This is a genomic window from Paraburkholderia sp. WS6 (assembly GCF_030464835.1).
In the GTDB taxonomy this organism is placed as follows: Bacteria; Pseudomonadota; Gammaproteobacteria; order Burkholderiales; family Burkholderiaceae; genus Paraburkholderia; species Paraburkholderia madseniana.
On record NZ_JALQCK010000007.1, the window covers coordinates 72,047 to 96,796 of the forward strand.

Consider the following 24,750-nt stretch of genomic DNA (forward strand, 5'->3'; position numbering starts at 1 on the left):
GCACGATGGCGCCCGCTCGCGCGGAGCGGCATTGTGCCGTTAGGGTTGAAGTTGTAATGCTTATGTACACACGACGCACTGAAGACTTTCGCGAAAGACTACTCGAAGCGGGTGTCGCGCTGTTCGCCGAATTGGGTTATCACGGCACCGGCGTAAAAGACATCGTCGAGCGTGCCGGCGTGCCGAAGGGCTCGTTCTACAACTACTTCGAGAGCAAAGAGGCATTCGGTGCGGCGATCCTGCACCACTACGCGCAGGAGCAGGCCGCTGAATGGAAGCAGTATTCGCTCGAAGCGGCGTCACCTGATCCGCTGCTCGCGCTTCGCGGCATCTACACGCGCATCGTTGGCGACTACGAAGACTGTGACGACCGCTACGGTTGTCTGGTCGGCAACTTTGCGGGCGAGATCGCGCAGTCGAGCGATCTGTGCCGGGTCGCTGCGCGCAGGACGGTCAACGAATGGCGTGTCGGCTGTGCCGATTATCTGCGGCACGGCCAGGAATACGGCTCCGTGCGGCGCGATCTTTCGGCTGATGCAATGGCCGACCTTTTCTGGAACGCGTGGGAAGGCAGCCTGTTGCGCATGAAGCTGGATGACTCGGTCGAGCCGCTGAAGGCTTGCGTGCATTCAATGTTCGATCTGTTTTTCAAATCCCCGCAGTAACGGTCGTAGCTGGCTTGAGCGGCGACGGGTTTCGATTCGGGCAGCCGTTTATACCGTTTTGAGACGACCGGTCATTTCAATGTAAGGAAGAGAGATTCAATGCAGAACTTTACGTTTCACAACCCCACTCGAATCATTTTCGGCGAAGGCCAGATTGCCACACTCGATGCGCAGATCCCCGCTAACGCGCGGGTGCTGATTACGTGCGGCGGCGGCAGCATCAAGAGCAACGGTGTACTGGCGCAAGTGCAGGCGGCGCTCGGTGACCGCGCGTGGCACGTGTTCGGTGGGATCGAACCGAACCCCACTTACGAAACGCTGATGGAAGCGGTTGCGCTCGCCCGCGAGAAGAACATCGATTTTCTTCTGGCGGTGGGCGGCGGCTCGGTGATCGACGGCACCAAGTTCATTGCTGCCGCTGTGAAGTTCCACGGCGAGCCGTGGGACATTCTGGCGAAGCAGGCCGAGATACGCGACGCGATGCCCTTCGGCAGCGTGCTGACGCTGCCCGCCACCGGTTCGGAGATGAACAACGGCGGCGTTATCAGCCACCGCGCGAAAGGCGACAAGCTGCCGTTCCGTAGCGAGGCGACCTATCCGGTCTTCTCGGTGCTAGACCCGACCACGACCTACTCGTTGCCGCCGCGGCAGATTGCCAACGGTGTCGTCGACGCGTTCGTTCATATCGTCGAGCAGTACCTGACCTATCCGGTGGACGCCAGGGTACAGGACCGCTTCGCCGAAGGCCTGCTGATCACGCTGACTGAAGTCGGCCCGCAGGCGCTTGCCGAGCCGCACAACTATGCGGTGCGAGCCAACCTGATGTGGACGGCAACGCTTGCGCTGAACGGCCTGATCGGCGCCGGCGTGCCGCAGGACTGGGCGACCCACATGCTCGGTCACGAGATCACGGCGCTGCACGGACTCGATCACGCACAGACACTCGCCATCGTGCTGCCGGCCATGCTGAGCGTGCGCCGCGAGTCGAAGCGCGCGAAGTTGCTCCAGTACGCCGAACGCGTCTGGAACATCACCGAGGGCAGCGAGGACGAGCGTATCAGTGCGGCGATCACGGCGACCCGCGTGTTCTTCGAGCGCATGACGGTGGGAACCCGCTTGCGCGATTACCAGATTGGCGGCCGGTCAATCGGCACGCTGATCGCGAAGCTCGAAGAGCACGGGATGACGGCATTGGGCGAACACGGCGACGTGACGCTCGAGGTGAGCCGTCAGGTCTATCAATTTGCAGTCTGAACAGGCCCGCATCCGCGCGGCTGATCATTTGGAATGTCACTATGAAAATTGGATTTGTAGGACTTGGCTCGATGGGCGCCGCGATTGCGAAGAACCTGATCGATGCCAGGCACGACGTGCAGGTTTTCAACCGTAGTCCGGCCCGCGCCGAACCATTGCGCGAAGCGGGGGCGAGCGTCGCGTCGAGTCCCGCGCAGGCGGCGCAGGGGGCCGACGTGGTGTTCACGATGGTGGCCGACGATGCCGCGCACGCAGCGGTCACGTTCGGCGAGGCGGGCATCGCCACCACGCTGAGGCCGGGTGCGCTGCACATCTCGATGAGCACGATCAGTGTCGCCACCGCGCAGGACCACGCAGCGAAGTACCGTGAAGCGGGTCTTGCCTTCGTGTCCGCACCGGTATTCGGCCGGCCCGATGCCGCGGCGGCGCGCAAGCTGTTCATCATGGCGGCAGGCGCGGACGAGCACCTCAAGGTTGCCGTGCCGCTTCTCGAAACGCTTGGGCAGTCGGTGGGCATTGTCGGCGAAGATCCTTCGCAGGCCAACCTGGTGAAGCTGATCGGCAATTTCATGCTGTCCGTGATCATCGAAACGCTGGGCGAAGCCTGTGCCGTAGCGGGCAAGGCCGGCATCGATCCGATGCGTCTGGTCGAGCTGTTGACGAGCGCAAACTTCAATGCGCCGCCATACAAGATCTACGGTTCGCTGATTGCATCGCAGCAATTCCAGCCGCCTGGCTTCTCGTTGCCGCTTGGCCAGAAGGACAACCGCCTGATGCTGGCAGCCGCTGAGGCACTTGGCGTTCCGCTGCCGCTGGCAAGTCTCGTCCACGACCGGTTCCTGACGTTGCGCTCGCAAGGGCTCGGCGCCGAGCATGACTGGTCGGCGGTGGCGCTCTGCGCGTTGTCCGATGCCGGCTTGAGCAAGGCGCTTCACGGCAGCTGAGCGCAATGGGGACGATGCCGCTCGCGGTGAGCGGCATTCGACGTTTCGAACAGCGCGCGACTGGTTACCGACTCGACTCGTTATTTGCGCCAGAACCCACGCTTCTCCCGTGCCGTGCAGCGGCGTTCAATTCGCGCGGCGCTCCATTGCTGTCGCGACGAGTGCGGGCGCTGCAGCCGCTTGAGCGAGTTCATCGCTCGACCATCCGCCGCCGAGCGCATGCAGGAGTTGCACATTCGCGCTTAGCTGGCGTGTCTGGATATCGAGCACGCTGCGTTGCGCCTCGAGTGCGACGGTCTGCGCCTGCACGACATCGAGGTAGCCCACTGTGCCTTGGCGATATTGGCGTAACGCGAGGTCGACCGAGTACTGGGCGGCGTTTGCTGCATCCCGTTGCTCGCCAAGCGCAGTGCCGAGATACGACAGCAGGGCAAGGTTGTCTTCAACCTGCTGGAATGCAGACAGCACCACGCCGCGGTAACGTTCTCCCGCTTCTTCGGTTGCGGCCTTGGCGGAATCGAGTTGCGCACGACGGTAGCCGCCGTCGAACACGTACTGCACCAGTTGCGGGCCGACCGCCCAGAACAGATTGGGCGCGCTCACCAGGCCGGCGTAGGCTGCGCTTTGCACACCACCCTGCAAGCTGAGCATGATGTCCGGGAAGTAAGCCGCCCGCGCGACGCCAATTTTCGCGTTGGCCTCGGCCACCCGGCGTTCTGCTGCAGCGACATCGGGCCGTCGCTGCAGCAGGGTCGAGGGCAGGCCGGTCGGAATCGCCGGCAACGCGATGGCGGCGGTCTGGGGCGGCAGGCTGAATTCGGACGCAGAGGCGCCGACCAGGACCGCGATCGCGTGTTCAATCAGAGCCCGTTGCGCCAGGTTCTGCGATAGCTGTGACTTCGCCGACGAAAGTTGCGTTTGCGCACGGGAAACGTCGAGGCCAGACACGATCCCACTGTTATGCAACGTTTGCGTGAGTTGCAGGGCCTTCGCGTACGCCACGACAGTCTCGTTCAACAGCTCGGTTTGCTGGTCGAGGCCGCGCAAGCGGAGGCAACTGTCCGCCAGTTCGACCTGCAGGCTCAGCCTGACCGAGGCCAGATCGGCCTTGGTCGCCTGCGCCTCGTCCTTGCCGGCCACCACGGAGTCGCGCACTCGGCCCCACAGGTCGAGGTCGTAGTTGATTTCGCCGCCAAGCGTGACGGAGTTGTAGTCGTTCGGGCCGCCCACGCGCAACGGCCGGCTGTCGGACTGGCGATCGCGCTGCGGCACGGCGCTCGCACTGATCGACGGGTACAGTCCCGACTCGACCTGCGCCACGAAAGCCTGCGCTTGCGCATAGTGTGCGTATGCCGCGCGCAAATCGGTGTTGCTTGCCAGCAGGCGCGTTTCGAGATCGTCGAGCTGTGCGTCGCCATACATCTTCCACCAGCCGTTGCGGTCTATCCGGTCGGCGGGCTGTGCCGTGGTCCACGGGCCAACCGTCTTGTATTGCGCAGCGATCGGCGTCGGCGGGACCTGATATTGCGGCGCGAGCGAGCAGGCGCAGAGCGCGACGACGCTCGCGAGAAGCGCCGGAAGTCCATACTTAACCATGTGCCGCTGCCTTCTTGTCGGTCGCCGTCGCAACTTGCACGTTGTCGCCGTCAGCGAGTCCGTCGGGCGGTGTATCGATCACCCGATCGGTTGCGGCGAGCCCTGAGCCGATCTCCACTGAGTCACCCAGGTCGCGGTTGATCTTCACCTGCTTGAACAGCACGTGACCGTTCGCGCCAAGCGTGGCGACCACGACGCCGCGGCTATCGAAGACGAGCGCGCTGGCCGGTACACGGAGTGAATCGGCGGAGGCGGGCAACGTGAATTTCAGGCTGGCGAACCCACCCGGCAGCAGCTTGCCGTTAGCGTTGTCAACCAGCAGTTGAACCAGCGTCGTTCCCGAACTCGAATTGACCGAGTCTGCCGCTGCAACCACGCGCGCGGTGAACTGCTGGTCGGGATACTCGGGAACGGTCAGGATGGCGGTCGTGCCGTCGTGTATCGCCGGTGCGTAATTCTGCGGCACCTGGACATACACGCGTAACTGCTTGACCTCGGAGACCGCGAACAACTCCTGTCCTACTCCGCCGCTGCCGGCGTTGACCAACGCGCCGACGTCGGTATCACGGGCGGTCACCACGCCGTCGAATGGCGCGACGATACGTGCGAAGGCCTTGGTGGCCACGAGGCGATCGACGTTGGCTTTCGCGGCCGCTACGATCGCCTCCTTGGCGGTGTAGTCGGCGGTGCGTTGGTCGACATCCTGCTGGGCGACGGAATCCGTGCCGCTTAGTGCTTCCCAGCGCTTGGCCGTGGTACCTGCAACTAAAGCGTTCGCCTGCGCACTCTGGAGATCCGCGCGCGCTTGCAATAGCTGCTGGTCAAGCTCGGGCGTTTCGATTTCGGCGAGTACCTGGCCCGCTTTGACCGGCGCACCGATATCGACACTCCATGATTTCAGATAGCCGCTGACCTGCGCGAAAATCGGCGCGCGCGTAAACGCTTCGAGACGGCCGGGCAGTTGCAGCGAGGGGCCGTTGGCGTCGCGCAAGGGCTGGATCAGGTTGACGGTCGGCACGGCCTGGGCGTCGGTCCAGGTTTTCAGCTTGCGGGCATCGGCGGCTCGCAGTGTGAGCCCGGCAGCGACGATGCCTAAGGCGACCAGCAGGCCGACCACGCCTGCTACCAGAAGCGGGCGGCGCGACGGTGTATTAGTGGGAAAAGTAGATTCAGACGACATGAGCAGGACCTCCCGAGACGGATGCCGGGGTAGCCGCGCGCCCGGGGCGCGCGTGCACGATACAAAAAATGACGGGGACGAGGAACAGCGAAGCGGTGGTGGCAAACAGCAGACCGCCGATCACGGCGCGGCCAAGCGGCGCGTTTTGCTCACCGCCTTCGCCGAGGGCGAGCGCCATCGGCGCCATGCCGATGATCATGGAGAGCGCGGTCATGAGCACAGGGCGAAAACGCGTAAAGCCTGCTTCGAGGGCGGCCTTGAACGGGTCGCCGTGTACGGCAAAACGTTCGCGGCAGAAACTGACGACCAGAATCGAGTTGGCCGTCGCCACCCCCATGCACATGATCGCACCGGTCAATGCGGGTACAGAGAGCGTCGTGTGGGTCGCGAACAGCATCCAGGCGATCCCTGCCAACGCGGCAGGCAACGCGCTTACGATCACGAAGGGGTCGGCCCACGACTGGAAATTGATCACGATCAGCAGATAGATCAGCACCACCGCACCAAGCAGGCCGAACAACATACCGGCAAAGGCGCTGTTCATTGTCTGCACCTGACCCAGCAGCGCGACGGCCGAGCCCTTGGGCAAGGTGCCGGCGTTGTCGTGCACGATGCGCTGGATATCGGATGCCACCGCGCCGAGGTCGCGGCCCTGGGTGGTCGCGAAGATCTCGACCATGGGCTGGATGTTGTACTGGCTGACAACCTCGTTGCTGCTGGTGCGTTCGACTGTCGCCAGGCCGCCGAGGATCTGGGCGGTGCTTCCGCCGCTGGCCGTGATCGGAAGATTTTGCAGTGCGGCGAGCGAATCGAGGCTGTATTGCGGCGTTTGCATCACGATCGGATAAGACACGCCGTTCGCGTTGTTCAGCCAGAACGTGGGCGCGACCTGGCTGGAACCCGCGAGGTTCACCACCATGCTGTTCGTCACGTCGCGCTCGGTGATGCCGAGCAATTGCGCTTGTGTGCGGTCGACATCGACGTTGAACGTCGGGTTGCCTTGCGACTGCGCAATCCGCGCGTCGACCACGCCCGGAACATCGCGAACCTGGCGCAGCAGACGGTCCGCGTACGCGTAGTCGGTTTTCAGATTATTGCCGCGAATCTGCAGGTCGATCGGCGCCGGCGAGCCGAAGTTCAGGATCTGACTGATGATGTCCGCCGGCGGGAACGAAAACGTGACGCCCGGGAATTCCCGCGGCAATCTCTCGCGCATCAGGCGAACATACTCTTCGGTTGGACGATGGCCATCGTTCAGCGCGATCTGGATGTCACCGTCCTGCGAGCCGACCGTACCGGTGTTGTTGTACGCGGTATTGATGCCGCTGACCGGCAGACCCATGTTGTCGACCACGGTGCCGAGATCCGCCGGCGGGACGATCTGGCGGATCGCGCCTTCGACATCCGCAAAAATCTGCGCGGTCTTTTCAACGCGAACGCCGACTGGTGCGCGCACATGCATCAGGATTTGTCCGGAATCGACCGAAGGGAAGAAGTTGCGGCCGAGGAACGGCACCAGCGCGAACGAGAGGGCGACGAAGCCGAGGAAGCCACTGACGAACGGACGCCGGTGGGTCAGCGCGAGTTCGAGCAACCCACGGTAGGCGCTACGCACCTTTTCAAAGCGCGCTTCGAAGCCGCGCTGGAAACGCCCAAGCGGACCGGGGTTTTTGGCTTCCTGGGCGTGCTCGCCCTTTACATGCTGTTTCAGCAGGTATTTCGCCATCGTCGGCACAAGGGTTCGCGACAGGATGAACGACGAGATCATCGCGAAGATCACCGCTTCAGCCATCGGCACGAACAGGAAGCGTGCAACCCCGCTCAGGAAGAACATCGGCACGAACACGATGCAGATACACAGCAGCGAGACGAATGCCGGCGTGACGATCTGCGCGGCGCCGTCGAGAATGGCCGTCTCCACTTCCTTGCCGTGCTCGAGGTGCCAGTTGATGTTTTCGATCGTCACCGTGGCATCGTCGACCAGAATCCCCACCGCCAATGCAAGACCGCCGAGCGTCATGATGTTCAACGTCTCGCCGAGCGCGGATAGCGTCGCGATGGAGCCGAGGATGGCGAGTGGGATTGAGGTTGCGATGATGATCGTCGAGCGCCAGCTACCCAGGAACAGCAGGATCATGAGGCTCGTCAGCACGGCCGCGATCACACCCTCGCGCGCCACGCCGGTGATGGCCGCCCGTACGAACAGCGACTGGTCGCCGATGGGCTCGATCTGCAGGTTATCGGGCCACGACGCTTTCCCTGCAGCAAGCCGCTGCTTGATGCCGGAGATGATGCCGAGCGTCGAAACTGAACCGTTCTTGAGTACGGACATCAGTACCGAGCGCCGGCCGTCGACATGCACGATATTGGTCTGCGGCGGGCTGCCGTCGCGCACATTCGCAATGTCACGAATGTAGACGGTGGTGCCATTGGCTGCCTTGACCGGCAGATCGCCCAAGGCTTTGATTTCCGACGGCGCATTGTTCAGTTGCAGCGTGTACTCGTAGTCACCGATCTTTTCAGTGCCGACCGGTGTAATCAGGTTCTGGCCGGCAAGCGCATTGGCGACGTCCTGCGCGGATAAGCCGCGCGCCTGGAGCGCCGCCGGATCGACGTCGATCTGTACCTGACGTGTCTTGCCGCCGAAGGGGTAGGGAATTGCTGCGCCTGCGACCGTTGTGAGAACCGGGCGCACCGCATTCAGCCCCAGGTCACCGAGCTTCTGTTCAGAGAGTCCTTTGCCAGACAGCGCCAACTGGATGATCGGTACGGTCGACGCGTTGTAGTTCAGGATCAGAGGAGGCGTCGTACCGGCAGGCAACTGCCGCAATTGAGTTTGCGCGACCGAAGTTACCTGCGCGTTCGCCGTGCTGATATTCACCCCCGGCTGGAAGAAGATCTTGATGATCCCGAAGCCGGCGACCGATTCCGCCTCGATATGCTCGACGTCGTTCACAGTAGTCGTCAGCGTGCGTTCGAATGGCGAGGTGATGCGGCCGACCATCTGGTCCGGCGGCAGACCCGTGTACTGCCACACGACGCTGATCACGGGAATCCTGATATCCGGAAAGATGTCGGTTGGCGTTCTCATCGCGGACAAAGGACCGATGATGAGGATGAAGATCGCCAGGACTACGAAGGTGTAGGGTCGCCGAAGGGCGATACGGACTAGGCCGAGCATGAGAATTCCAGAGCTTGGGGTAAAACGTAAGAGTCTTTGGTGGAGGCTAGCGCGGCGTGCGATGACCCGTAGCCGTGTGCCTGTATGCGAAACGAGGAGCTCTGCCTTGGGACAGGTGCCGATGCGCCGCAACGCAACCCAAGCGCGAATGTACACAAAGCTCGGAAGTTCTGCTGAAGGACAAATGAAACGTCAGGCATGTATGGATGCCGGGTAAGCTCATTTCGCTTTGCCCGCACATATCGGGAATACCTTGTCGTTGCTGGACAGAGTGATGCCTGGCAAGAACCGGACAGAGGCGCACGAGCGTCACTTTCGATGAACGTCAAATCGTCAGCGTTTTTTATTACCAATTGTTCAGGAGGACTAGTGTGCCGAGTCGGACAACAACGGGCGATTGAGCGTTGCAAAAGTGACTTTTTCGCAAAACAGTTGTGTGCAAAACAGGTGGACTAGAAAATGGCATTCACGCTTCCGACGGCGTCTGGCAATCGTCATAGGAGACTGCCCCGAACACATGATCCATGCGTCAGGCTTCGACCTTGCGGTATCGAACTGCCGTCTTCATTCGCAACGTCTTCTGCTCGTTTCTGTGCACTGTCGTCGGCGCAAGGCCGGTCGTAGCAATTAGTTTCTATGGGGAAAGTATGAAACCGGCAGGTGCCTACTTGTGATCGCCAGATTTCGCTGAAATAATCGTTTCGCATGCTTGCTTGACCGGCATGCATCGATTCTTCGGACCATAAAATGCTGAACCTGAGAGAGACCGTTGCGGCGCGCGGCCAGTGAGTGTCGCGCGCCCGTGTATCAAACTTCATTCGCGCAATACCAGAAGCCTACAAAAAAAGCCACGCAGTTCGATCAATGCCGGAGCCATCATTCTCTGCAATCTGGGAGGAGGCGACGCATTGTTGCAATCCAATGGCGGGTTGTGCGGGACGGCCGTTGGGTATTCTTGATCCTCGCAGATACTACGATCACGGGTGGAAAGGATGACGAAGCGAATCGCTGTAGTAACGGGTGGCATGGGCGGACTTGGAGAAGTGATCAGCACGAAACTGCATGACGCCGGCTATGCCGTCGTAGTAACGCACTCGACGATCAATACTGGTTCAGCCGACTGGCTGGCCGGCACGGAATCTCAGGGTCGCAATTTTCGCGCATATTCCGTCGATGTGGCCGACTATGACTCATGCCAGCGCTGTGTAGCAAGAATTCAGGCTGAAGTCGGTTCCGTCGACATTTTGGTGAACAATGCCGGAATCACGCAGGACATGACACTCAGGAAGATGGACAAGGTCAACTGGGACGCGGTGATTCGCACCAATCTGGATTCGGTGTTCAATATGACCAAGCCGTTGTGCGAAGACATGGTCGCGCGCGGCTGGGGGCGAATCATCAACATCTCGTCCGTCAACGGTTCGAAAGGCTCTGTCGGCCAGACCAATTACGCCGCGGCGAAGGCTGGCATGCACGGCTTCACCAAATCACTGGCGCTGGAGGTCGCGCGCAAAGGCGTAACCGTCAACACGGTTTCGCCAGGCTATCTTGCCACGAAGATGGTCACTGCGATTTCGCAGGAGATTCTGGACACAAAGATCCTGCCGCAGATTCCAGCCGGTCGTCTGGGCAAGCCCGATGAAGTCGCGGCCCTTGTCAGGTATTTGTGCTCGGACGATGCAGGTTTTGTGACCGGGTCCAATATTGCTATCAACGGCGGCCAGCATATGCATTGATGCGGCGGCCTGTGACATCGTAGCGTCATCGCCACAATCAGTCGTTCGGTTGTGGCGATGAGCGAGCCTCCGGCCTCGGATTGATAATCGAGTGGGAATGAGGGTTAAATTTCCTCGATATAAAATTCGACAAAAAAGCCAGACTCTGCAAGGGTCTGCAGGCATCTGTAGGTCTTGTGGTTGGCGACGGAAAAAAGCTGTCCCACCGGTCCACCGGGTCCTACTTCTCCACCTTGTCGTGCATCACCATGATCGTTTGTTGCATCAGTGCACAAAGCGTTTCATGGCCGTCTTTGACTGCGAATACCTCTGCCTGAGTGACGATTAGCGTACGGCCGGGGCGGACAACCTGGCCACGGGCGATCAGGATTTCACCGTCGGCCGGAGCGACCAGATTCATCTTGTATTCGACAGTCAATACAGAAGCACTGGCCGGCACCAAGGTCATCGCAGCGTAGCCGCCTGCGGAGTCAGCAATCATACCCACCACGCCGCCATGTACGAAGCCGTGCTGCTGCTCGACACCACTCCAAACGGGTAGGTGAATTTCGGTGTGGCCATGTTCGATTACGGGCAGAGTCGCCTGGATCAATGTCATCGCATTCTGGCGCATGAAGCTGGCGCGAATGCGTTCGGCGAAGAGGGAGTCGGGTGCATGTGTCATAGAGGGGATTGTATTGGTAAATTCCATATCATCGCTCGACGCGACCGGCTCCAATGCCGATGACGCGAGCGACGGATCTGCGAACGCATGTGGCGATTGCTCTTTGTTTGGCGTACTCGCGTAAGTCACTCTTCTTGCGCCAGCCGCACGAGGATGTCGGCAAGGGCGCGAATCTTCGGCTGGGCCGCACGTTGAGATGGATATACCAGAAAGTACGACGCACCGTTTCGCACTACCTCGCGAAACGGCATCATCAGGGAACCCGCATTAAGTTTTTCTTGCGCCATGCGTGGATCGCCGATTGCAACCCCATGACCTTCTGCTGCGGCAGTGAGCGTCAATTCAAGTGTATCGAATACAGGTCCCTGTCGAGCATTGATGTACGTCGCCCCGACACCATCAAGCCAACCACGCCATTCCGCATAACCAGGTCCAGGATGTAGCAACGTTGCGTCAGCAAGATCAGCGACGGATCTGAGAGACGCAGCCAATGCGGGTGTGCACATTGGCGTGAGCGTCTCGGCAAACAGCGGTATCGCTTCTACGCCCACCCACTGTCCGGCGCCACGCACGACAATGGCGTCGACATCCGGCGCGGTGAAATCCGGCTTGTCGTCAGCGGATGTCGAGATGCGCAGTTCAGTACCGCCCAGCGCATTGTTGATTTCCGCCAGCCGCGGGAGCAACCAGCGAATCGCAAACGTGGACGGTAACCGCAGCGTGATCACCGACGCCGCGCCATGCTGAATGTCAGCATGCTGAACGAGCTGCGTCAGCACGTGGACGGCCACCGTAAGCAGCGTGTCCCCCTCTGCCGTCAATGCCAGCCCCGACGCGTGACGCACGAACAGCGCACATTGATAGTGCGCTTCCAGTTGCTGGATCTGCCGGCTGACCGCGCCCTGCGTGCGGCACAGATGATCTGCGGCCTTACTCACGCTGCCGAGAGACGCCGCGGCGACGAACGCCTGGAATCCGGCTAGCGACGGCAGCGGGCGGGTCAGATCCGCCAGCGGGTATGTTCCGGCTGCATACCCGGCTTGCGGATTTTTCGATTGTTCGGTCATCGGCGCGTCGCTATCGTGTTTCAACCAGGGGCGTGCTCGTTTGACCGGGCCGCATCGTTAACGAATTATCGGAGGTTACTGTGGTGTCGTCACCCGAATTACTCTACACGCAGCAGGTTCGCACCTACCTCGAGGAGTTGGAGCGCGGCGACGTCGCCGCGATCTGCGCCTTGTTTGCACCGGACGCACAGATTTTCTCGCCGTTTCTCGGTTGGATGCAAGCTGCACCGTTCTTTGCCAAAGTCAGCGAAGCATCGGGCCAGAGCACGATCAGGCCTATCGACATCTGCGTGAGCACAACGGGCGCTCGGCGTGCTACGGGTTACTTCATCTACGATTGGGTGCTGAAAGACGGTTCCGTGGCGAGCTTCGAGTGCGTCGATGTGTTCGAGTTCGACGCCAACGGGCTGGTCGAGCGCATGATAATTGTGTACGACACTTATCCTATCCGCAGCACTGTCGGCGATAAATACGCGTAGTTTGCCGACTAGTCGTTTACTCGGTCATGTCTCTGGTCGAACTGCTGAATTGTGCGTTTTGCCGCGTACACCACGCGGTATTCCGCATCATTAGGCTGCACCTAATCCCCGCTTTCGAACAATCAAATTCCAAGCTGTTTTTGGTGTCGGCAACCTGCGTTCTACCTCGTGAACGAATGCGAGGCGACACTCAGGAACGATAGCCGAGACCTGTTCGTTCCTGCATCGAAGCCTGCTCTTGGAGATGGTTATGAACGGCCGGAAAGGATTGGTTAAATTAGGTGCGGCACTCAGCATGGGCGGAATGGCTCTGGCCTGCTCGGCCACAGCGGACGCAAGCGTTGTGGTGGGCGTGGCGGGTCCGATGACGGGGGAGTACGCGTCGGGGGGAGACCAGTTTCGCAAGGGCGCAGAACAGGCCGTGAAGGACATCAACGCGTCAGGAGGTTTGCTTGGGCAGCAACTCGACCTGGTCGTCGGTGACGACGTTTGCGATCCCAAGCAGGCAGTCTCTGTTGCAAACAGCTTCGTCAACAAGAAGGTGGCGTTCGTCGATGGCCACTGGTGCTCCAGTTCCACGTTGCCGGCATCCGACGTCTACAACGACGCGCAGATTCCGCAGGTCACAGTGTCGACCAACCCCAAAATCACGGAACGCGGTATCAAGGGGATTTTCCGTATCACGGGCAGGGACGACCAGCAGGGACAGGTCGCGGCGGACTATATCGCTGCAAACTTCAAGGGCAAGAAAATCGCCGTTATTGATGACAAGACGGCATATGGCGGCGGTCTGGCGGACGAAATTGCAAAAGATCTGGCGGCGAAGCAGACACCCGTGGCGCTGCGCCAGTCGATCACGGCCGGTGAAAAGGACTACTCCGGTCTGATCAGCAAACTGAAGGCGAACGGCATTCAGATTCTTGTTTACGGAGGCTACTACCAGGAAGTCGCGCTGATTCTGCGCCAGGCGGCGCAGGCAGGGCTCAACCTGACGGTCCTCGGCGGCGACACGCTGACGAACAATGAACTGGTGACCGCCGCAGGGCCGGAAATCAACAAGGTCCTGTTCACCTTCCCGCCCGACCCGCGTAAGAGTGCCGCAGCTGCAAAGGTGGTGGCGGCCTTCCGCGCGCAGAAGATCGAGCCGGAAGGCTACATGCTGTATTCGTACGCCGCCATGCAGGTTTTCGCAGAGGCCGCCAAGAAAGCCAACTCCACAGACTATGCGGCGATCGTGAAGCAGCTTCACAACGCATCGTTCAGTACGGTAGTCGGCCAGGTGGACTTCGACGCGAAAGGCGATCTGAAGAGCCCCGGCTATGTGGTCTACCGGTGGAACGGCAACAACTACGACTATGTGAAGTGACGCGTCCTGTCCAGTCTTTGTAGCAAGGAAAGAGGCGGTGCGTCGCTCTACTGCGCCGCCTCTGCAGCAGATTCACCGGAGAGGACATGAGCCAGGCACTGCAACAACTAATTAATGGGCTGACCTTGGGCGCCGTGTACGGCCTGATCGCGATCGGCTACACGATGGTCTACGGCATTATCGGCATGATCAACTTCGCTCACGGCGATATTTACATGGTGAGCGCGTTCATTGCCGTGACCTGTTTCACGCTGCTTGCTGGTAGCGGAATCTCGTCAGTCGTGGCGAGCATTGCAATTACGCTGATCGTGTCGATCGTACTGACATCCGTATTCGGCTGGACCGTCGAACGTGTCGGATATCGGCCGCTCCGCGGGTCCAATCGTCTCGCGCCGCTGATCTCGTCAATCGGGATTTCCATCTTCCTGCAGAACATGGTTCAGCTTACTCAAGGCGCACGAGTCAAGTCTATCCAGCCGCTCGTGACGGGAGGCGTGAACCTTTTCTCCGGTGAACAATTTCACGGGCCATACGTTTCGTACGTGCAAATTCTCATCGTCGTTGTGACGATCCTGCTGATGTGTGCCTTCACGCTATTCATCAATAAAACCCCTTTCGGTAGACAGCAGCGAGCCTGCGAACAGGATCAACGGATGATGCAGTTCCTCGGCTACAACGTCGATCGGATCATCGCCCTGACGTTCATGATTGGCGCCGCACTGGCGGCCGTCGCAGGTGTCATGGTGACGCTCTACTACGGTGTGATCGATTTCTCGATCGGATTCGAGGCGGGTATCAAGGCGTTTACCGCAGCCGTGCTCGGTGGAATTGGCTCGATTCCCGGAGCAATGCTGGGCGGTGTGATTATCGGTTTGATCGAAGCATTCTGGGCTGCTTACCTCTCGCCCGAATACAAGGATGTGGCCACGTTCGTCATCCTGATTGTGGTCTTGATGTTTCGTCCATCCGGGCTTCTCGGCCGACCCGAAGTGGAGAAGGTGTGATGAGTTCGACAGTCATGCAAGAAACGAATCTACATTTTCGCGTTAAGGATGCACTTGGCGCGGCGCTGGTCGCGGGCCTCGTCGGCTTGCCCATGCTGGGTTTGACGACGCGAGATGGCAGCAATGGTCTCGAGGTTCAGACGCGATGGGCGCTGCTGGCGGCTTTCATCGCGATCGCATTTGCCGGGCGCATCGTCATGCAGCTTTTGCTGCAGCGTTTCAGTCTTTTTTCAAAGCGTCGGTCGCGCGCCAGACCCGCTCCTCAAGTCGCGGGTAATGGTTCGCTTGTCTGGGCCGGCGCCGGATGCGTGGCGTTCGCCGTGTTGTTGCCCGCGTTGTTCGCTGGAAACCGCTACGTCGTCGATACAGCGACGACCGTACTGATCTACGTCATGCTTGGCTGGGGCCTGAATGTCGTTGTTGGTCTGGCGGGGCTGCTGGACCTGGGTTATGTCGCGTTCTATGCGGTCGGCGCGTACACATACGGCCTGCTGTCGACGCATTTCGGCTTTGGTTTCTGGCAGTGCTTGCCGATTGCCGGCGGCCTCGCTGCGGCGTTCGGCATGTTGCTTGGTTACCCGACTCTAAGGCTCAGAGGCGATTATCTGGCCATCGTCACGCTTGGATTCGGGGAAATCATACGGTTGATACTCGTGAATTGGGGCGACGTGACAGGCGGACCGAACGGCGTCTCGTCCATTCCGAAGCCAACCTTCTTTGGTCTCCCCATGCAGGCATCTGGCGACGGTCCGACCTTCGCGACCGTGTTTGGCCTCGATTACTCGCCTGGCCAGCGAGTCGTCTTTCTGTACTACCTGATCCTCGCACTTGCGCTGCTGACGAACCTTCTCGTCTCGCGACTCAGACGGCTGCCCGTTGGGCGCGCGTGGGAAGCGGTGCGCGAAGACGAGATCGCCTGCAAAGCAATGGGGATCAACGTAACGAATGTGAAACTATCCGCCTTTGCAACCGGCGCAATGCTGGCCGGATTCGCCGGCGTGTTCTTCGCCGCACGGCAGGGGTTCATTTCGCCAGAGAGCTTTACCTTTTCGGAGTCCGCCACGATTCTCGCGATCGTGGTGCTCGGTGGTATGGGAAGCCAGCTTGGCGTCGTCCTCGCGGCGGCCTTGCTGGTGATTTTGCCCGAGTTAGGGCGTGATTTCTCCGAGTACAGAATGCTGCTTTTCGGTGTTGCAATGGTCTTTATCATGGTCGTGCGGCCCGGCGGCCTGATCAGCCATCGCCGTGCGACTGTCAGCGCGCCTGGCGTGGAGGCAAAGCCATGAACGCCTCCACTTCACTGCTCAGCGTTGAGAATCTGACGATGCAGTTTGGCGGACTTCGCGCGATCGAAGACCTGTCCATGACGGCGCGCGCAGGAGAGGTGACGTCGGTGATCGGGCCGAACGGAGCCGGAAAGACGACGTTTTTTAACTGCCTGACTGGCTTCTACAAGCCGACCAAGGGCGTCATCACGTTGGGGCATCCCCGTCATGGGAGGCTCCGGCTGGATGCGATGAAGAATGTCGATGTCGCACGGATTGGACAGGTCGTCAGAACGTTCCAGAACATACGGCTATTCCCGCGTATGACCGTGCTCGAAAACCTGATGATCGCCCAGCACAATGTGTTGCAGGACGCGTCCAGGTTCTCGATTGCTGGCGCACTCAACGCGCGGTCGTTTCGACGTGCGAACGACAAGGCGATAGACAACGCTTTGACATGGCTCGAGCGCTTGAGCGTTCGGGATATAGCCAACAAACCTGCTGGCGACATGCCATATGGTGTGCAGCGTCGCGTCGAGATCGCGCGCGCGATGTGCGCGGACCCCATTTTGCTGTGTCTGGACGAGCCGGCTGCCGGTCTCAATCCGCGCGAGTCGGCAGAACTCACCGCGTTGTTGACCTCGCTCGCGAGAGAGCAGGGTATCGGCATATTGTTAATTGAGCACGATATGAGCGTCGTCATGAAGGTTTCAGACCATATTGTCGTGCTCAATCACGGGAAGAAAATTGCAGAAGGCTTGCCTGCTGACATCAAGGTGAATCCTGATGTGATCAGCGCATACCTCGGCGAGGACGACGAGACGCCGTCACTCGGTGAAGCATCGCAGGAGAAATCAGCTCATGCTTAAGATTACCGAACTCAGTGCCCACTATGGCAGCGTCCAGGCACTACGCGGAGTCAGTCTGAGTGTGAAGACCGGTGAGATCGTCACGTTGATCGGCGCGAACGGCGCGGGCAAGTCGACGCTGATGAATACCATCTTCGGCTATCCACGGGCCAGCGGCGGCAAGGTCGAATTCGACGGACAGAATATTTCGAAACTGCCATCGCATGCGATCGGCAAGCTCGACATTGCGGTTGTGCCTGAAGGGCGCCGTATTTTTCAGCGGATGACTGTACTCGAGAATCTCCTGATGGGCGATACGCCGGGCAATCGCCGGACCGCGGATGATCTCGAGCGCATGTACGAGATGTTCCCCATCCTGAGGAGCAGAGCTTCGCAACGTGCCGGCACGCTGTCGGGAGGAGAGCAACAGATGCTCGCGATAGGACGCGCATTGATGTCGCGGCCGAGATTGCTCCTGCTCGATGAGCCGTCACTCGGTCTCGCGCCGATCTTCATCAAGAAGATTTTTTCGGTCATCAAGGAGTTGAACGAGCAACTCGGGATGACAATTCTGCTTGTCGAACAGAACGCTCATCACGCTTTGCGCGTCGCGCATCGAGGCTACGTGCTCCAGCACGGACAGATCGCCCTCGACGGGAGCGGCGCTGAGTTGCTGGCCAATCCTGCTGTGCGGGCGGCGTATCTGGAGGGCGACACCGCTCAACTGGATGCCGCCTGAGCGGTGATCTGGAGGGCGCGGGGTGCTTGTGCCCCCTTTCGAGGTTCGAGGCAGGCGAATTGCGGCAGTTCTCCGCAGAGTGATGGTGCACTGTAGGTGCAGTTGAGTGCCATTACTGAAAAGGGTTCTCCGGCCTGCGTAGGGGCGCATACTCCCAAGAAGTGTGCAGAATTCCGCGCAAATTAGCCGAGCCTCCTCAAGACCGGAATTTCGCAAAGATCCAGAATGCTGTAAACCGAACCGATCGCTGCCAAGGGGATTGCGTTCCAGAATGGGGTGCGATCCCTGAGCCTGCCTGCTGGGATTCCACGGGGCGATGGCGGCATAGACGGAACGAATTCAAGTGCAGGCCACCGGCCCGCACGCTCAATGAACTGGTTTTTGTGGAGTTTTCGCATGAAAGTGCTTATCGTTTTCGCTCACCCCGAACCCAAATCGTTCAATGGTGCGCTGAAAGATACGTCTGTCTCGACCCTGAAAGCGCAAGGGCACGAGGTTCAGGTAACCGACCTGTATCAACTGAAGTGGCGGCCCGATCTCGGCGTCGAAGACTTCGTGGGTGAGCGTCTCAATCCTGACTTCCTCGATCTTTCGGCGGAACAGGAACATATGTTTGGGACGTCCACGAAACCGACCCCTGATGTCTACGCCGAACAACAGAAGGTGCTCTGGTCCGATCTGATCATCTTCCAGTATCCGATGTGGTGGTTCGGGATGCCGGCGATTCTGAAGGGCTGGGTGGATCGCGTGATGACCCGCGGATTCGCCTATGCGACCGGGCGCAAATACGAGACCGGTATGTTCAAGGGCCGCAAGGCAATGGTGTCCACCACGACGGGAACGGCCGCGAGCCTCTACGAGCCGGACGGTGTCGACGGTGATATCAATCACATTCTCTGGCCGATCCACAACGGGATTTTCAATTACCTTGGCTTCGATGTGCTGCCGCCGCATGTGTCGTGGATGCCTGGCCGCGTGAGCGCCGAGGAGCGGCAAGCGTACCTCGACGCCTACGCAGCGCGGTTGCGCACGCTCGAGAGCACGGAGCCCTTGTTCTTTCATCCCTTTGCGGACTTTGGTCCTGACCAACGTCTGAAGCCAGGTGTCGTGGCGCGTTCCGGCTTCCAATGGAACCCGGCATTGGGCCAGTCGCACGACGAGGCGGCAGAAGCCTATACGCCAAAGAAGATTGCGAAGGCGGGATGATCCGCTGCGACGTCGGGCCGCAACTGCTGTCGAAAGCTTCTGTAGCCCAGCATCAAAACTGACCAGGAGTGAAACGCACGATGGAAAAGCTACCCATGTTTCAGAAGCTGCACCACGTCTGCATCGTGGTTCGTGACATTGAGAAGGCCGTGGAGTATTACGAGTCGATCGGAGTCGGTCCGTGGACAGATTTTCCGCCGCTGGATGCGTACGAACTGGACGGCTACGATCGTCCGGCCTTTCTGAAGATGCGTTATAAGTTCGCGAACATCGACAATGCCCAACTGCAGCTTTGCCAGCCAGGAGAGGGAGGCACGCCGCAACGACGTTTCCTGGAGTCGCGCGGCGAGGGTGTTTTTCATCTTGGCTTTTCTGTTGAGAGTTGCGATAAAGCAGAGGAACAGGCTGCGAACGCCGGACTGGATGTTCTGGCACGCGGGCGTCTCGATGATCGAAGCGGCTTCACGTACTTCAAGACGGTCAACGAAGGGGCAGGGGTCACGTTAGAGGTCCGGGCGCCCAGTACCAAAGCAGCTCAAGGGATCAAGTCCTGACACACGTTCACCGTGTGATTCTTTCGTTATCCCCGTTGCCTTAATCGAACTCAGAAATGCCCCTCGGTACGCCGCGGGGCTTTGTCATTTTTATCTCATGACGAACGGGTTTGCAGTCTTGACCCCCGTATTGATCCAGACACTCTTCGTTTGCAGATACTCGCGGATCGCGTCTATACCGTTCTCGCGGCCAAGCCCGGAATCCTTGTAGCCGCCGAACGGCGACATGTAGCTGACCGCGCGATAGCTATTCACCCAGACCATGCCGGCCTGCAGCTTTTCAGCGACACGAATGGACCGGCCGATATCCTTCGTCCAGACACCTGAGCCCAGACCGAAGCGCACGTCATTGGCGAGTGCAACCGCCTCGTCTTCGTCCTTGAACTTGATGATCGACAGGATGGGACCAAAGACTTCCTCCTGCGCGATTCGCATCCTGTTGTTCACGTCGCCGAAGATGGTCGGCTCGACGAACCAGCCACTACCGCATTCCGGTGCACTGCCAGGCTTTCCACCGAGCAGCAGCGTCGCCCCTTCCTGCTTGGCGGTTTCAATGTACGACAGAACCTTCTGGTATTGAGGGCGCGTCGTGACCGGCCCGACCTGGGTATCCATACTCGACGGATCCCCCATTTTCGCGGTGCGTGCCAGCGTCAGGAGTTTGTCGACGAACGTGTCGTAGATGCTCTCTTGCAACAACAGCCGCGAACCGGCAATACAGGTCTGTCCGGTCGCGGCGAAGATGCCGGAAACCGCGCCATTCACCGCGTCTTCCAGATCGGCATCCTCGAACACGATGTTGGGTGACTTGCCACCGAGTTCGAGACTAACGTGTTTGAATTGACGTGCTGCCGCCTCGTTGATCGCGCGCCCTGTGGAATCTGCGCCGGTGAACGTGATCTTCTTGACCAGGGGGTGTTCCACTAAAGGCGAGCCGACGTCCGCACCGAATCCGGTCACGACGTTCACTACGCCCGGCGGAAAACCGGCTTCGGTGAAGAGCTTCGCAAACTCGATCGTGGACGCCGAAGTGAACTCGGAGGGTTTGATCACAACCGTGCAACCTGCGGCCAACGCGGGCGCAATCTTCCATGTTGCCAGTAGCAAGGGCGAATTCCACGGCGTGATCGCGGCGACGACGCCCAACGGCTCATTGCGCGTGAAGTTGAAGTACCCCTTCTTGTCGAGCGGAATGACGGCGCCCTGAATCTTGTCCGCCAGACCGCCAAAATAGTAATACCACTGGGGCAGATACTGGCACTGGCCGAGCATCTCCGCCATGAGCTTGCCGTTGTCCCGAACTTCGAGTTCGGCAAGCCGCCTGGCGTCCCGTGCGATCAGGTCGCCGACCCGATGAAGCAGCAGGCCTCGCTGGCTCGGAGACATCTGTGACCACGGTCCTGTACTGAATGCGGTATGCGCCGCTTGCACAGCACGATCGACGTCGGTCCCGTTGCCTTTTGCAATCTGCGCCCAGGTTTCTCCCGTGAACGGATTTTCCGTATCGAACCATTCGCCCGAAGTCGGCTGGCAAGATTCGCCATTGATGTACATCTCAAATCGTTGCATGACTCTCGTCTCCAATTGATATTGAATCAGGCGCCAACGGGCAGACGTCGCTGGGACTCTGCCAGGATTTCCTGCGCCTTCAGAATGACCGGCCGGTCGACCATGCGGCCGTCGACAGCCACGGCCGCACCGTGGGATGCAGCTGCGCCTTCGACAACCCGGTGCGCCCATTCGACATCTTTCTCGCTGGGGACGAACGCAGCATTGACCGCGGCGACTTGCCTCGGATGAATACAGAGCTTGGCGCCGAAGCCGAGTCGCTTTGCACGAATCGTGTCGCGCGTGATCTGCTCGGGATCGTCGAGCGTGGTGCTGACCCCGTCCACCGGCGGCAGCAGGTTGCCGATGCGAGAGGCGAAGACGATCTGTGAGCGGAAGTACAGAAGCTGCTCATCGTCGCCGTCAATGCCGAGGTCGAGCTGGAAATCCACATTGCCGAATACGAGTCGTGTGGTCAGCCGGTGCTGGGCGATAGCGACGACATTCCGAAAACCTTGAGCCGTCTCGATCATGGGCAGGATGTCGGTCGGCTTGCCGGCGAACTCGCACAGGAAGATATCGTCGATGCGTTCCGTCTTGGGCAGCATGACAGCGGCGACGGATGGCGCACGGCATACGGCGATGTCGTCGCGAAACCATTCGCTGTTCACATCATTCACACGGACCGCCACCGGCGTACTGTTTGTCGACAGCCACTCGGCGAGTGCCGCCCGCGCGATCTTCTTCTCAGTGGGAGGCACTGCGTCTTCCAGATCGATAACGACCACATCGACACCCGATGCAGCCGCCTTGGCAAACCTGTCCGGCCGGTTGCCGGGAACGAAGAGATAAGACCGGGGTGCAAGGTCAGCCATGTTGAGCCTCCAGTTTCGATTCAGGGAGCAGTCTGGGTACGACGGTTGCGTCAGTAATCGCCCATACCGATGCGATGGAGCGCTTGAGTTCGTCTTCGGTGGCCGCATTGCCATACAAACCCAGCGTGATCGTTTTGTGCTCGACTTCTGCGCGCGTGAGCGTGTTGCCCGGATCACCCTTGGGATCATCCACGCGGCCTTCGAAGGTGCGGCCGTCCTTCGTCTGAACGATGACCTTTCCAATCCAGCGTGACGGATAGGCCGTATCGACTTCAGGGTCGAGCACCATCGAAACCTTTTTGCAGAAGTGCGCGATCCTGCTTTCCTTGTAATGGCCGTCGAACTCACGTACGCCCGCGTGGCCGAATTGCGCCACCAGAGCGAGCACGGTGCCCATGGAGAACTTCGCCTGATGAACAGTCTTTGGGTCGGTTACCGGTCCAAGGACATCAATCGCGGCCTGGTGAACATGAGTCACCACCGTCTCGATGTCGTCAGGCACGAGCTTCTCGCGCTGAATAACCTGCAGCAGAGCATCGGCCGCCGGATGAGTGTGCCGGCACGAAGCGTGATACTTGAAAGACGTTTCGATCAGCGCCCATCGCGAGCCGAGCGCTTCGGCGAGTTTGTCCGGATGCGTTTGCGTGGACATGCCGGCGCCCATGCCTTTCGTGCCCTCGAAGATGTCCTTTGCGCCGGTGAAGCCGTCGGCCGCCAGATAGGCAGCGAGAAGGCCGTTCGCCGCGGCCTTGGCCGTATGCAGTTGCTTGGAGTCCGCGGCGTCTTTCAGAAATTCCCAGAGTCCGGCTGCCTGGGTGCCGGCGGAGCCAAACGCATTCACCATCTGCTCGTCGCTCAATCGCAAAAGATTACCGACTGCTGCTGCGGCCGCGATCGTCCCGACCGTGCCGGTAGTATGAAAAATCTTGTAGTGCGACCGACCGAGGAATTCACCGACACGGATGCCCACTTCATAGCCTGCGACAGACGCTGCGATGAACTCTTTGCCACTTCTGCCAAGCGCTTGCGCAGCGGCCCACGCTGCGGGGAAAACGACGGTTGCCGGATGCAGGACCGAACTGTTGTGAAGGTCGTCCTGTTCAGCGAAGTGCGATGCGGCGGCGTTGATCATTGCCGCGAAGAGCGCGCTGGTGGTTCGGCGGGAGATCAGTACTTCGCAGAGACCAGACTGCGGCCCGAATTCGAATGCGTACTTCTGGATCGTCTCGACAGGACGCGCCTCGCGGCCAGCCAGTGCTGAGCCGAACCAGTCAAGGAAGAGGTCTTCCGTGCGTGCCACCACGTCTTTGGGGACCTGTTCAAACTTGAGATTGGCCGCAAACGAAGCAAGAATCTGGGTATTGCTCATAACAGGCCTACCTTAACTGGGGGAGTTAGATCACGGCCGCTTCACGAAGCTCGCGGATGGCATGGATCGAAAAGCCCAGTTCATTCAAAAGGGCTTCGGTGTGTTGGCCTAACGCGGGCACGGCGTCCAGTCGAACATCGGATGCTGTACTGATGCCTGGCGGCAGCAGGGCGGGAATGGGACCGGCGGGTGAGTCGATGTTCACCCAGCGATTGCGTTCCTTAAGCTGCGGATGCGACCACACGTCGGGCATATCATTCATTCTCGCGTTGGCGATCTGCGCGGTATCCAGCCGACTGATGACTTCTTCCGAAGTCAGCTTGCTGAACGCGGCGACAATGATTTCGCGCAGTTCCTCGCGTGCTGCCACCCGCTTCGAGTTGGAACTGAAACGAGGATCGATGGCGAGTTCGGGTTCCAGCAAAACCTGTGAGCAGAAGACACCCCATTCACGCTCGTTCTGCAATCCCAGCATGACTGTCTTTGCATCGCCGGCGGGGAAGGGGCCGTAGGGGTAGATGGTCGCGTGAGCGGCGCCGGCACGCGGTGGCGGGGATGCGCCATCGAACGCGTAGTAAAGGGGATACGACATCCACTCCACCATGCTCTCGAGCATCGAGACGTCGATTTCCCGTCCCAAGCCGGTCTTCGATCGTTGCAGAAGCGCGGAGAGGATGTTCGTGTAGGCGTACATCCCCGCAGCGATGTCAGCAATGGAACAGCCGGCTTTTGCCGGTGAGTCCGGATCGCCGGTAATCGACAGGAACCCGGACTCACTCTGGATCATCAGGTCGTATGCCTTCTTGTCCCGATAGGAACCATCGGATCCGTAACCGGAGATGTTGCAGACAATCAGGCGGGGATACTTCTCATGCAACGCGTCATACGACAGCCCCAATCGCGCTGCGGCGCCGGGTGCCAGGTTCTGCACCAGCACGTCGGTGTCCTCAAGCAGGCGCTCGAAAATACCCTGCGCCTGCGGGGCCTTGACGTCGAGCGTGAGGCTCTCCTTCGAGCGGTTGCACCATACAAAGTGCGAGGCCATGCCGTGCACGCGCTCATCGTAGGCACGCGCGAAGTCGCCGACACCTGGGCGTTCGATCTTGATCACGCGTGCGCCAAGATCCGCAAGTTGACGGGTGCAAAACGGTGCTGCAATCGCGTGTTCGAGGGTGATGACCTTCACGCCGTCCAGCGGTTTCATGTCCGT

Annotated in this window: 21 protein-coding genes; 12 read left to right on the top strand and 9 right to left on the bottom strand. The window is 59.9% G+C overall.

Going from position 1 to position 24,750, the window contains the following annotated elements; translation table 11 throughout:
- Positions 1 to 56 precede the first annotated feature (56 nt).
- The 3 genes from M0D64_RS10860 (at position 57) to M0D64_RS10870 (ending at position 2,863) form a co-directional block, all read left to right on the top strand.
- Positions 57 to 665, top strand: coding sequence for a TetR/AcrR family transcriptional regulator (locus M0D64_RS10860; RefSeq protein ID WP_233468779.1), 609 nt, complete (start codon positions 57 to 59; stop codon positions 663 to 665).
- 99 nt (positions 666 to 764) lie between these two features.
- Entirely contained in the window at positions 765 to 1,919 is a 1,155-nt protein-coding gene (gene yqhD / locus M0D64_RS10865) for an alcohol dehydrogenase (protein ID WP_266257647.1), read from the top strand.
- Between the two features lie 41 nt (positions 1,920 to 1,960).
- Positions 1,961 to 2,863 (top strand): NAD(P)-dependent oxidoreductase, encoded by a 903-nt coding sequence (locus M0D64_RS10870; RefSeq protein ID WP_266257649.1) that lies wholly within the window; start codon positions 1,961 to 1,963, stop codon positions 2,861 to 2,863.
- A 126-nt stretch (positions 2,864 to 2,989) separates the two neighbouring features.
- Here the strand turns inward: M0D64_RS10870 and M0D64_RS10875 are convergent, their stop codons facing one another.
- Genes M0D64_RS10875 through M0D64_RS10885 form a run of 3 tightly spaced genes read right to left on the bottom strand, consistent with a single transcriptional unit; the run spans position 2,990 to position 8,820 of the window.
- The gene (locus tag M0D64_RS10875; protein ID WP_266257651.1) at positions 2,990 to 4,459 is read right to left on the bottom strand and encodes an efflux transporter outer membrane subunit; all 1,470 of its coding nucleotides are present in this window, start codon (positions 4,457 to 4,459) and stop codon (positions 2,990 to 2,992) included.
- Entirely contained in the window at positions 4,452 to 5,639 is a 1,188-nt protein-coding gene (locus tag M0D64_RS10880) for an efflux RND transporter periplasmic adaptor subunit (RefSeq protein ID WP_266257653.1), read from the bottom strand. Before M0D64_RS10880 ends, M0D64_RS10875 begins: the two co-directional genes overlap by 8 nt.
- Positions 5,629 to 8,820 carry an efflux RND transporter permease subunit gene (locus M0D64_RS10885; protein ID WP_266257655.1) on the bottom strand — a complete coding sequence of 1,064 codons (3,192 nt, stop codon included), beginning with the start codon at positions 8,818 to 8,820 and terminating at the stop codon, positions 5,629 to 5,631. The genes M0D64_RS10880 and M0D64_RS10885 overlap by 11 nt, the downstream gene beginning before the upstream one ends.
- A gap of 992 nt (positions 8,821 to 9,812) precedes the next feature.
- On the opposite strand from M0D64_RS10885, the gene phbB reads away from it, so the two are divergent.
- On the top strand, positions 9,813 to 10,556 hold the full coding sequence (gene phbB, locus M0D64_RS10890) for an acetoacetyl-CoA reductase (protein WP_266257657.1): 744 nt from the start codon (positions 9,813 to 9,815) through the stop codon (positions 10,554 to 10,556).
- A gap of 220 nt (positions 10,557 to 10,776) precedes the next feature.
- On the opposite strand, the gene M0D64_RS10895 is transcribed toward phbB, so the two are convergent.
- Both M0D64_RS10895 and M0D64_RS10900 read right to left on the bottom strand, forming a co-directional pair.
- A complete protein-coding gene (locus M0D64_RS10895; RefSeq protein ID WP_308102179.1) occupies positions 10,777 to 11,220 on the bottom strand; it encodes a PaaI family thioesterase in 444 nt (147 codons plus the stop codon).
- A 125-nt stretch (positions 11,221 to 11,345) separates the two neighbouring features.
- Positions 11,346 to 12,287, bottom strand: coding sequence for a LysR substrate-binding domain-containing protein (locus M0D64_RS10900; protein ID WP_266257812.1), 942 nt, complete (start codon positions 12,285 to 12,287; stop codon positions 11,346 to 11,348).
- A gap of 80 nt (positions 12,288 to 12,367) precedes the next feature.
- On the opposite strand from M0D64_RS10900, the gene M0D64_RS10905 reads away from it, so the two are divergent.
- The 8 genes from M0D64_RS10905 (at position 12,368) to M0D64_RS10940 (ending at position 19,748) form a co-directional block, all read left to right on the top strand.
- Positions 12,368 to 12,766, top strand: coding sequence for a nuclear transport factor 2 family protein (locus tag M0D64_RS10905; RefSeq protein WP_266257661.1), 399 nt, complete (start codon positions 12,368 to 12,370; stop codon positions 12,764 to 12,766).
- Positions 12,767 to 13,016: 250 nt separating this feature from the next.
- Entirely contained in the window at positions 13,017 to 14,132 is a 1,116-nt protein-coding gene (locus M0D64_RS10910; RefSeq protein ID WP_266257663.1) for a branched-chain amino acid ABC transporter substrate-binding protein, read from the top strand.
- Positions 14,133 to 14,218: 86 nt separating this feature from the next.
- Positions 14,219 to 15,136, top strand: a complete 918-nt coding sequence (locus M0D64_RS10915) for a branched-chain amino acid ABC transporter permease LivH (RefSeq protein WP_266257665.1) — start codon at positions 14,219 to 14,221, stop codon at positions 15,134 to 15,136.
- Positions 15,136 to 16,422 (top strand): high-affinity branched-chain amino acid ABC transporter permease LivM, encoded by a 1,287-nt coding sequence (gene livM, locus M0D64_RS10920; RefSeq protein ID WP_266257666.1) that lies wholly within the window; start codon positions 15,136 to 15,138, stop codon positions 16,420 to 16,422. Before M0D64_RS10915 ends, livM begins: the two co-directional genes overlap by 1 nt.
- Positions 16,419 to 17,270 (top strand): ABC transporter ATP-binding protein, encoded by an 852-nt coding sequence (locus M0D64_RS10925; RefSeq protein WP_266257667.1) that lies wholly within the window; start codon positions 16,419 to 16,421, stop codon positions 17,268 to 17,270. The genes livM and M0D64_RS10925 overlap by 4 nt, the downstream gene beginning before the upstream one ends.
- Positions 17,263 to 17,988: an ABC transporter ATP-binding protein gene (locus M0D64_RS10930; RefSeq protein WP_266257669.1), complete on the top strand. Its 726-nt coding sequence runs from the start codon at positions 17,263 to 17,265 to the stop codon at positions 17,986 to 17,988. Before M0D64_RS10925 ends, M0D64_RS10930 begins: the two co-directional genes overlap by 8 nt.
- Positions 17,989 to 18,384: 396 nt before the next feature.
- Positions 18,385 to 19,194 carry an NAD(P)H-dependent oxidoreductase gene (locus tag M0D64_RS10935; protein ID WP_266257671.1) on the top strand — a complete coding sequence of 270 codons (810 nt, stop codon included), beginning with the start codon at positions 18,385 to 18,387 and terminating at the stop codon, positions 19,192 to 19,194.
- A gap of 80 nt (positions 19,195 to 19,274) precedes the next feature.
- Positions 19,275 to 19,748 carry a VOC family protein gene (locus tag M0D64_RS10940; RefSeq protein WP_266257673.1) on the top strand — a complete coding sequence of 158 codons (474 nt, stop codon included), beginning with the start codon at positions 19,275 to 19,277 and terminating at the stop codon, positions 19,746 to 19,748.
- Positions 19,749 to 19,838: 90 nt separating this feature from the next.
- On the opposite strand, the gene M0D64_RS10945 is transcribed toward M0D64_RS10940, so the two are convergent.
- The 4 genes from M0D64_RS10945 to M0D64_RS10960 are packed head-to-tail and all read right to left on the bottom strand — an operon-like array spanning position 19,839 to position 24,744.
- Positions 19,839 to 21,317, bottom strand: a complete 1,479-nt coding sequence (locus M0D64_RS10945) for an aldehyde dehydrogenase (protein WP_266257675.1) — start codon at positions 21,315 to 21,317, stop codon at positions 19,839 to 19,841.
- Positions 21,318 to 21,343: 26 nt separating this feature from the next.
- The gene (locus M0D64_RS10950; RefSeq protein WP_266257677.1) at positions 21,344 to 22,171 is read right to left on the bottom strand and encodes a CoA ester lyase; all 828 of its coding nucleotides are present in this window, start codon (positions 22,169 to 22,171) and stop codon (positions 21,344 to 21,346) included.
- Entirely contained in the window at positions 22,164 to 23,540 is a 1,377-nt protein-coding gene (locus M0D64_RS10955; RefSeq protein WP_266257678.1) for an MmgE/PrpD family protein, read from the bottom strand. The genes M0D64_RS10950 and M0D64_RS10955 overlap by 8 nt, the downstream gene beginning before the upstream one ends.
- Positions 23,541 to 23,565: 25 nt before the next feature.
- Positions 23,566 to 24,744, bottom strand: coding sequence for a CaiB/BaiF CoA-transferase family protein (locus M0D64_RS10960; protein ID WP_266257680.1), 1,179 nt, complete (start codon positions 24,742 to 24,744; stop codon positions 23,566 to 23,568).
- Positions 24,745 to 24,750 lie beyond the last annotated feature (6 nt).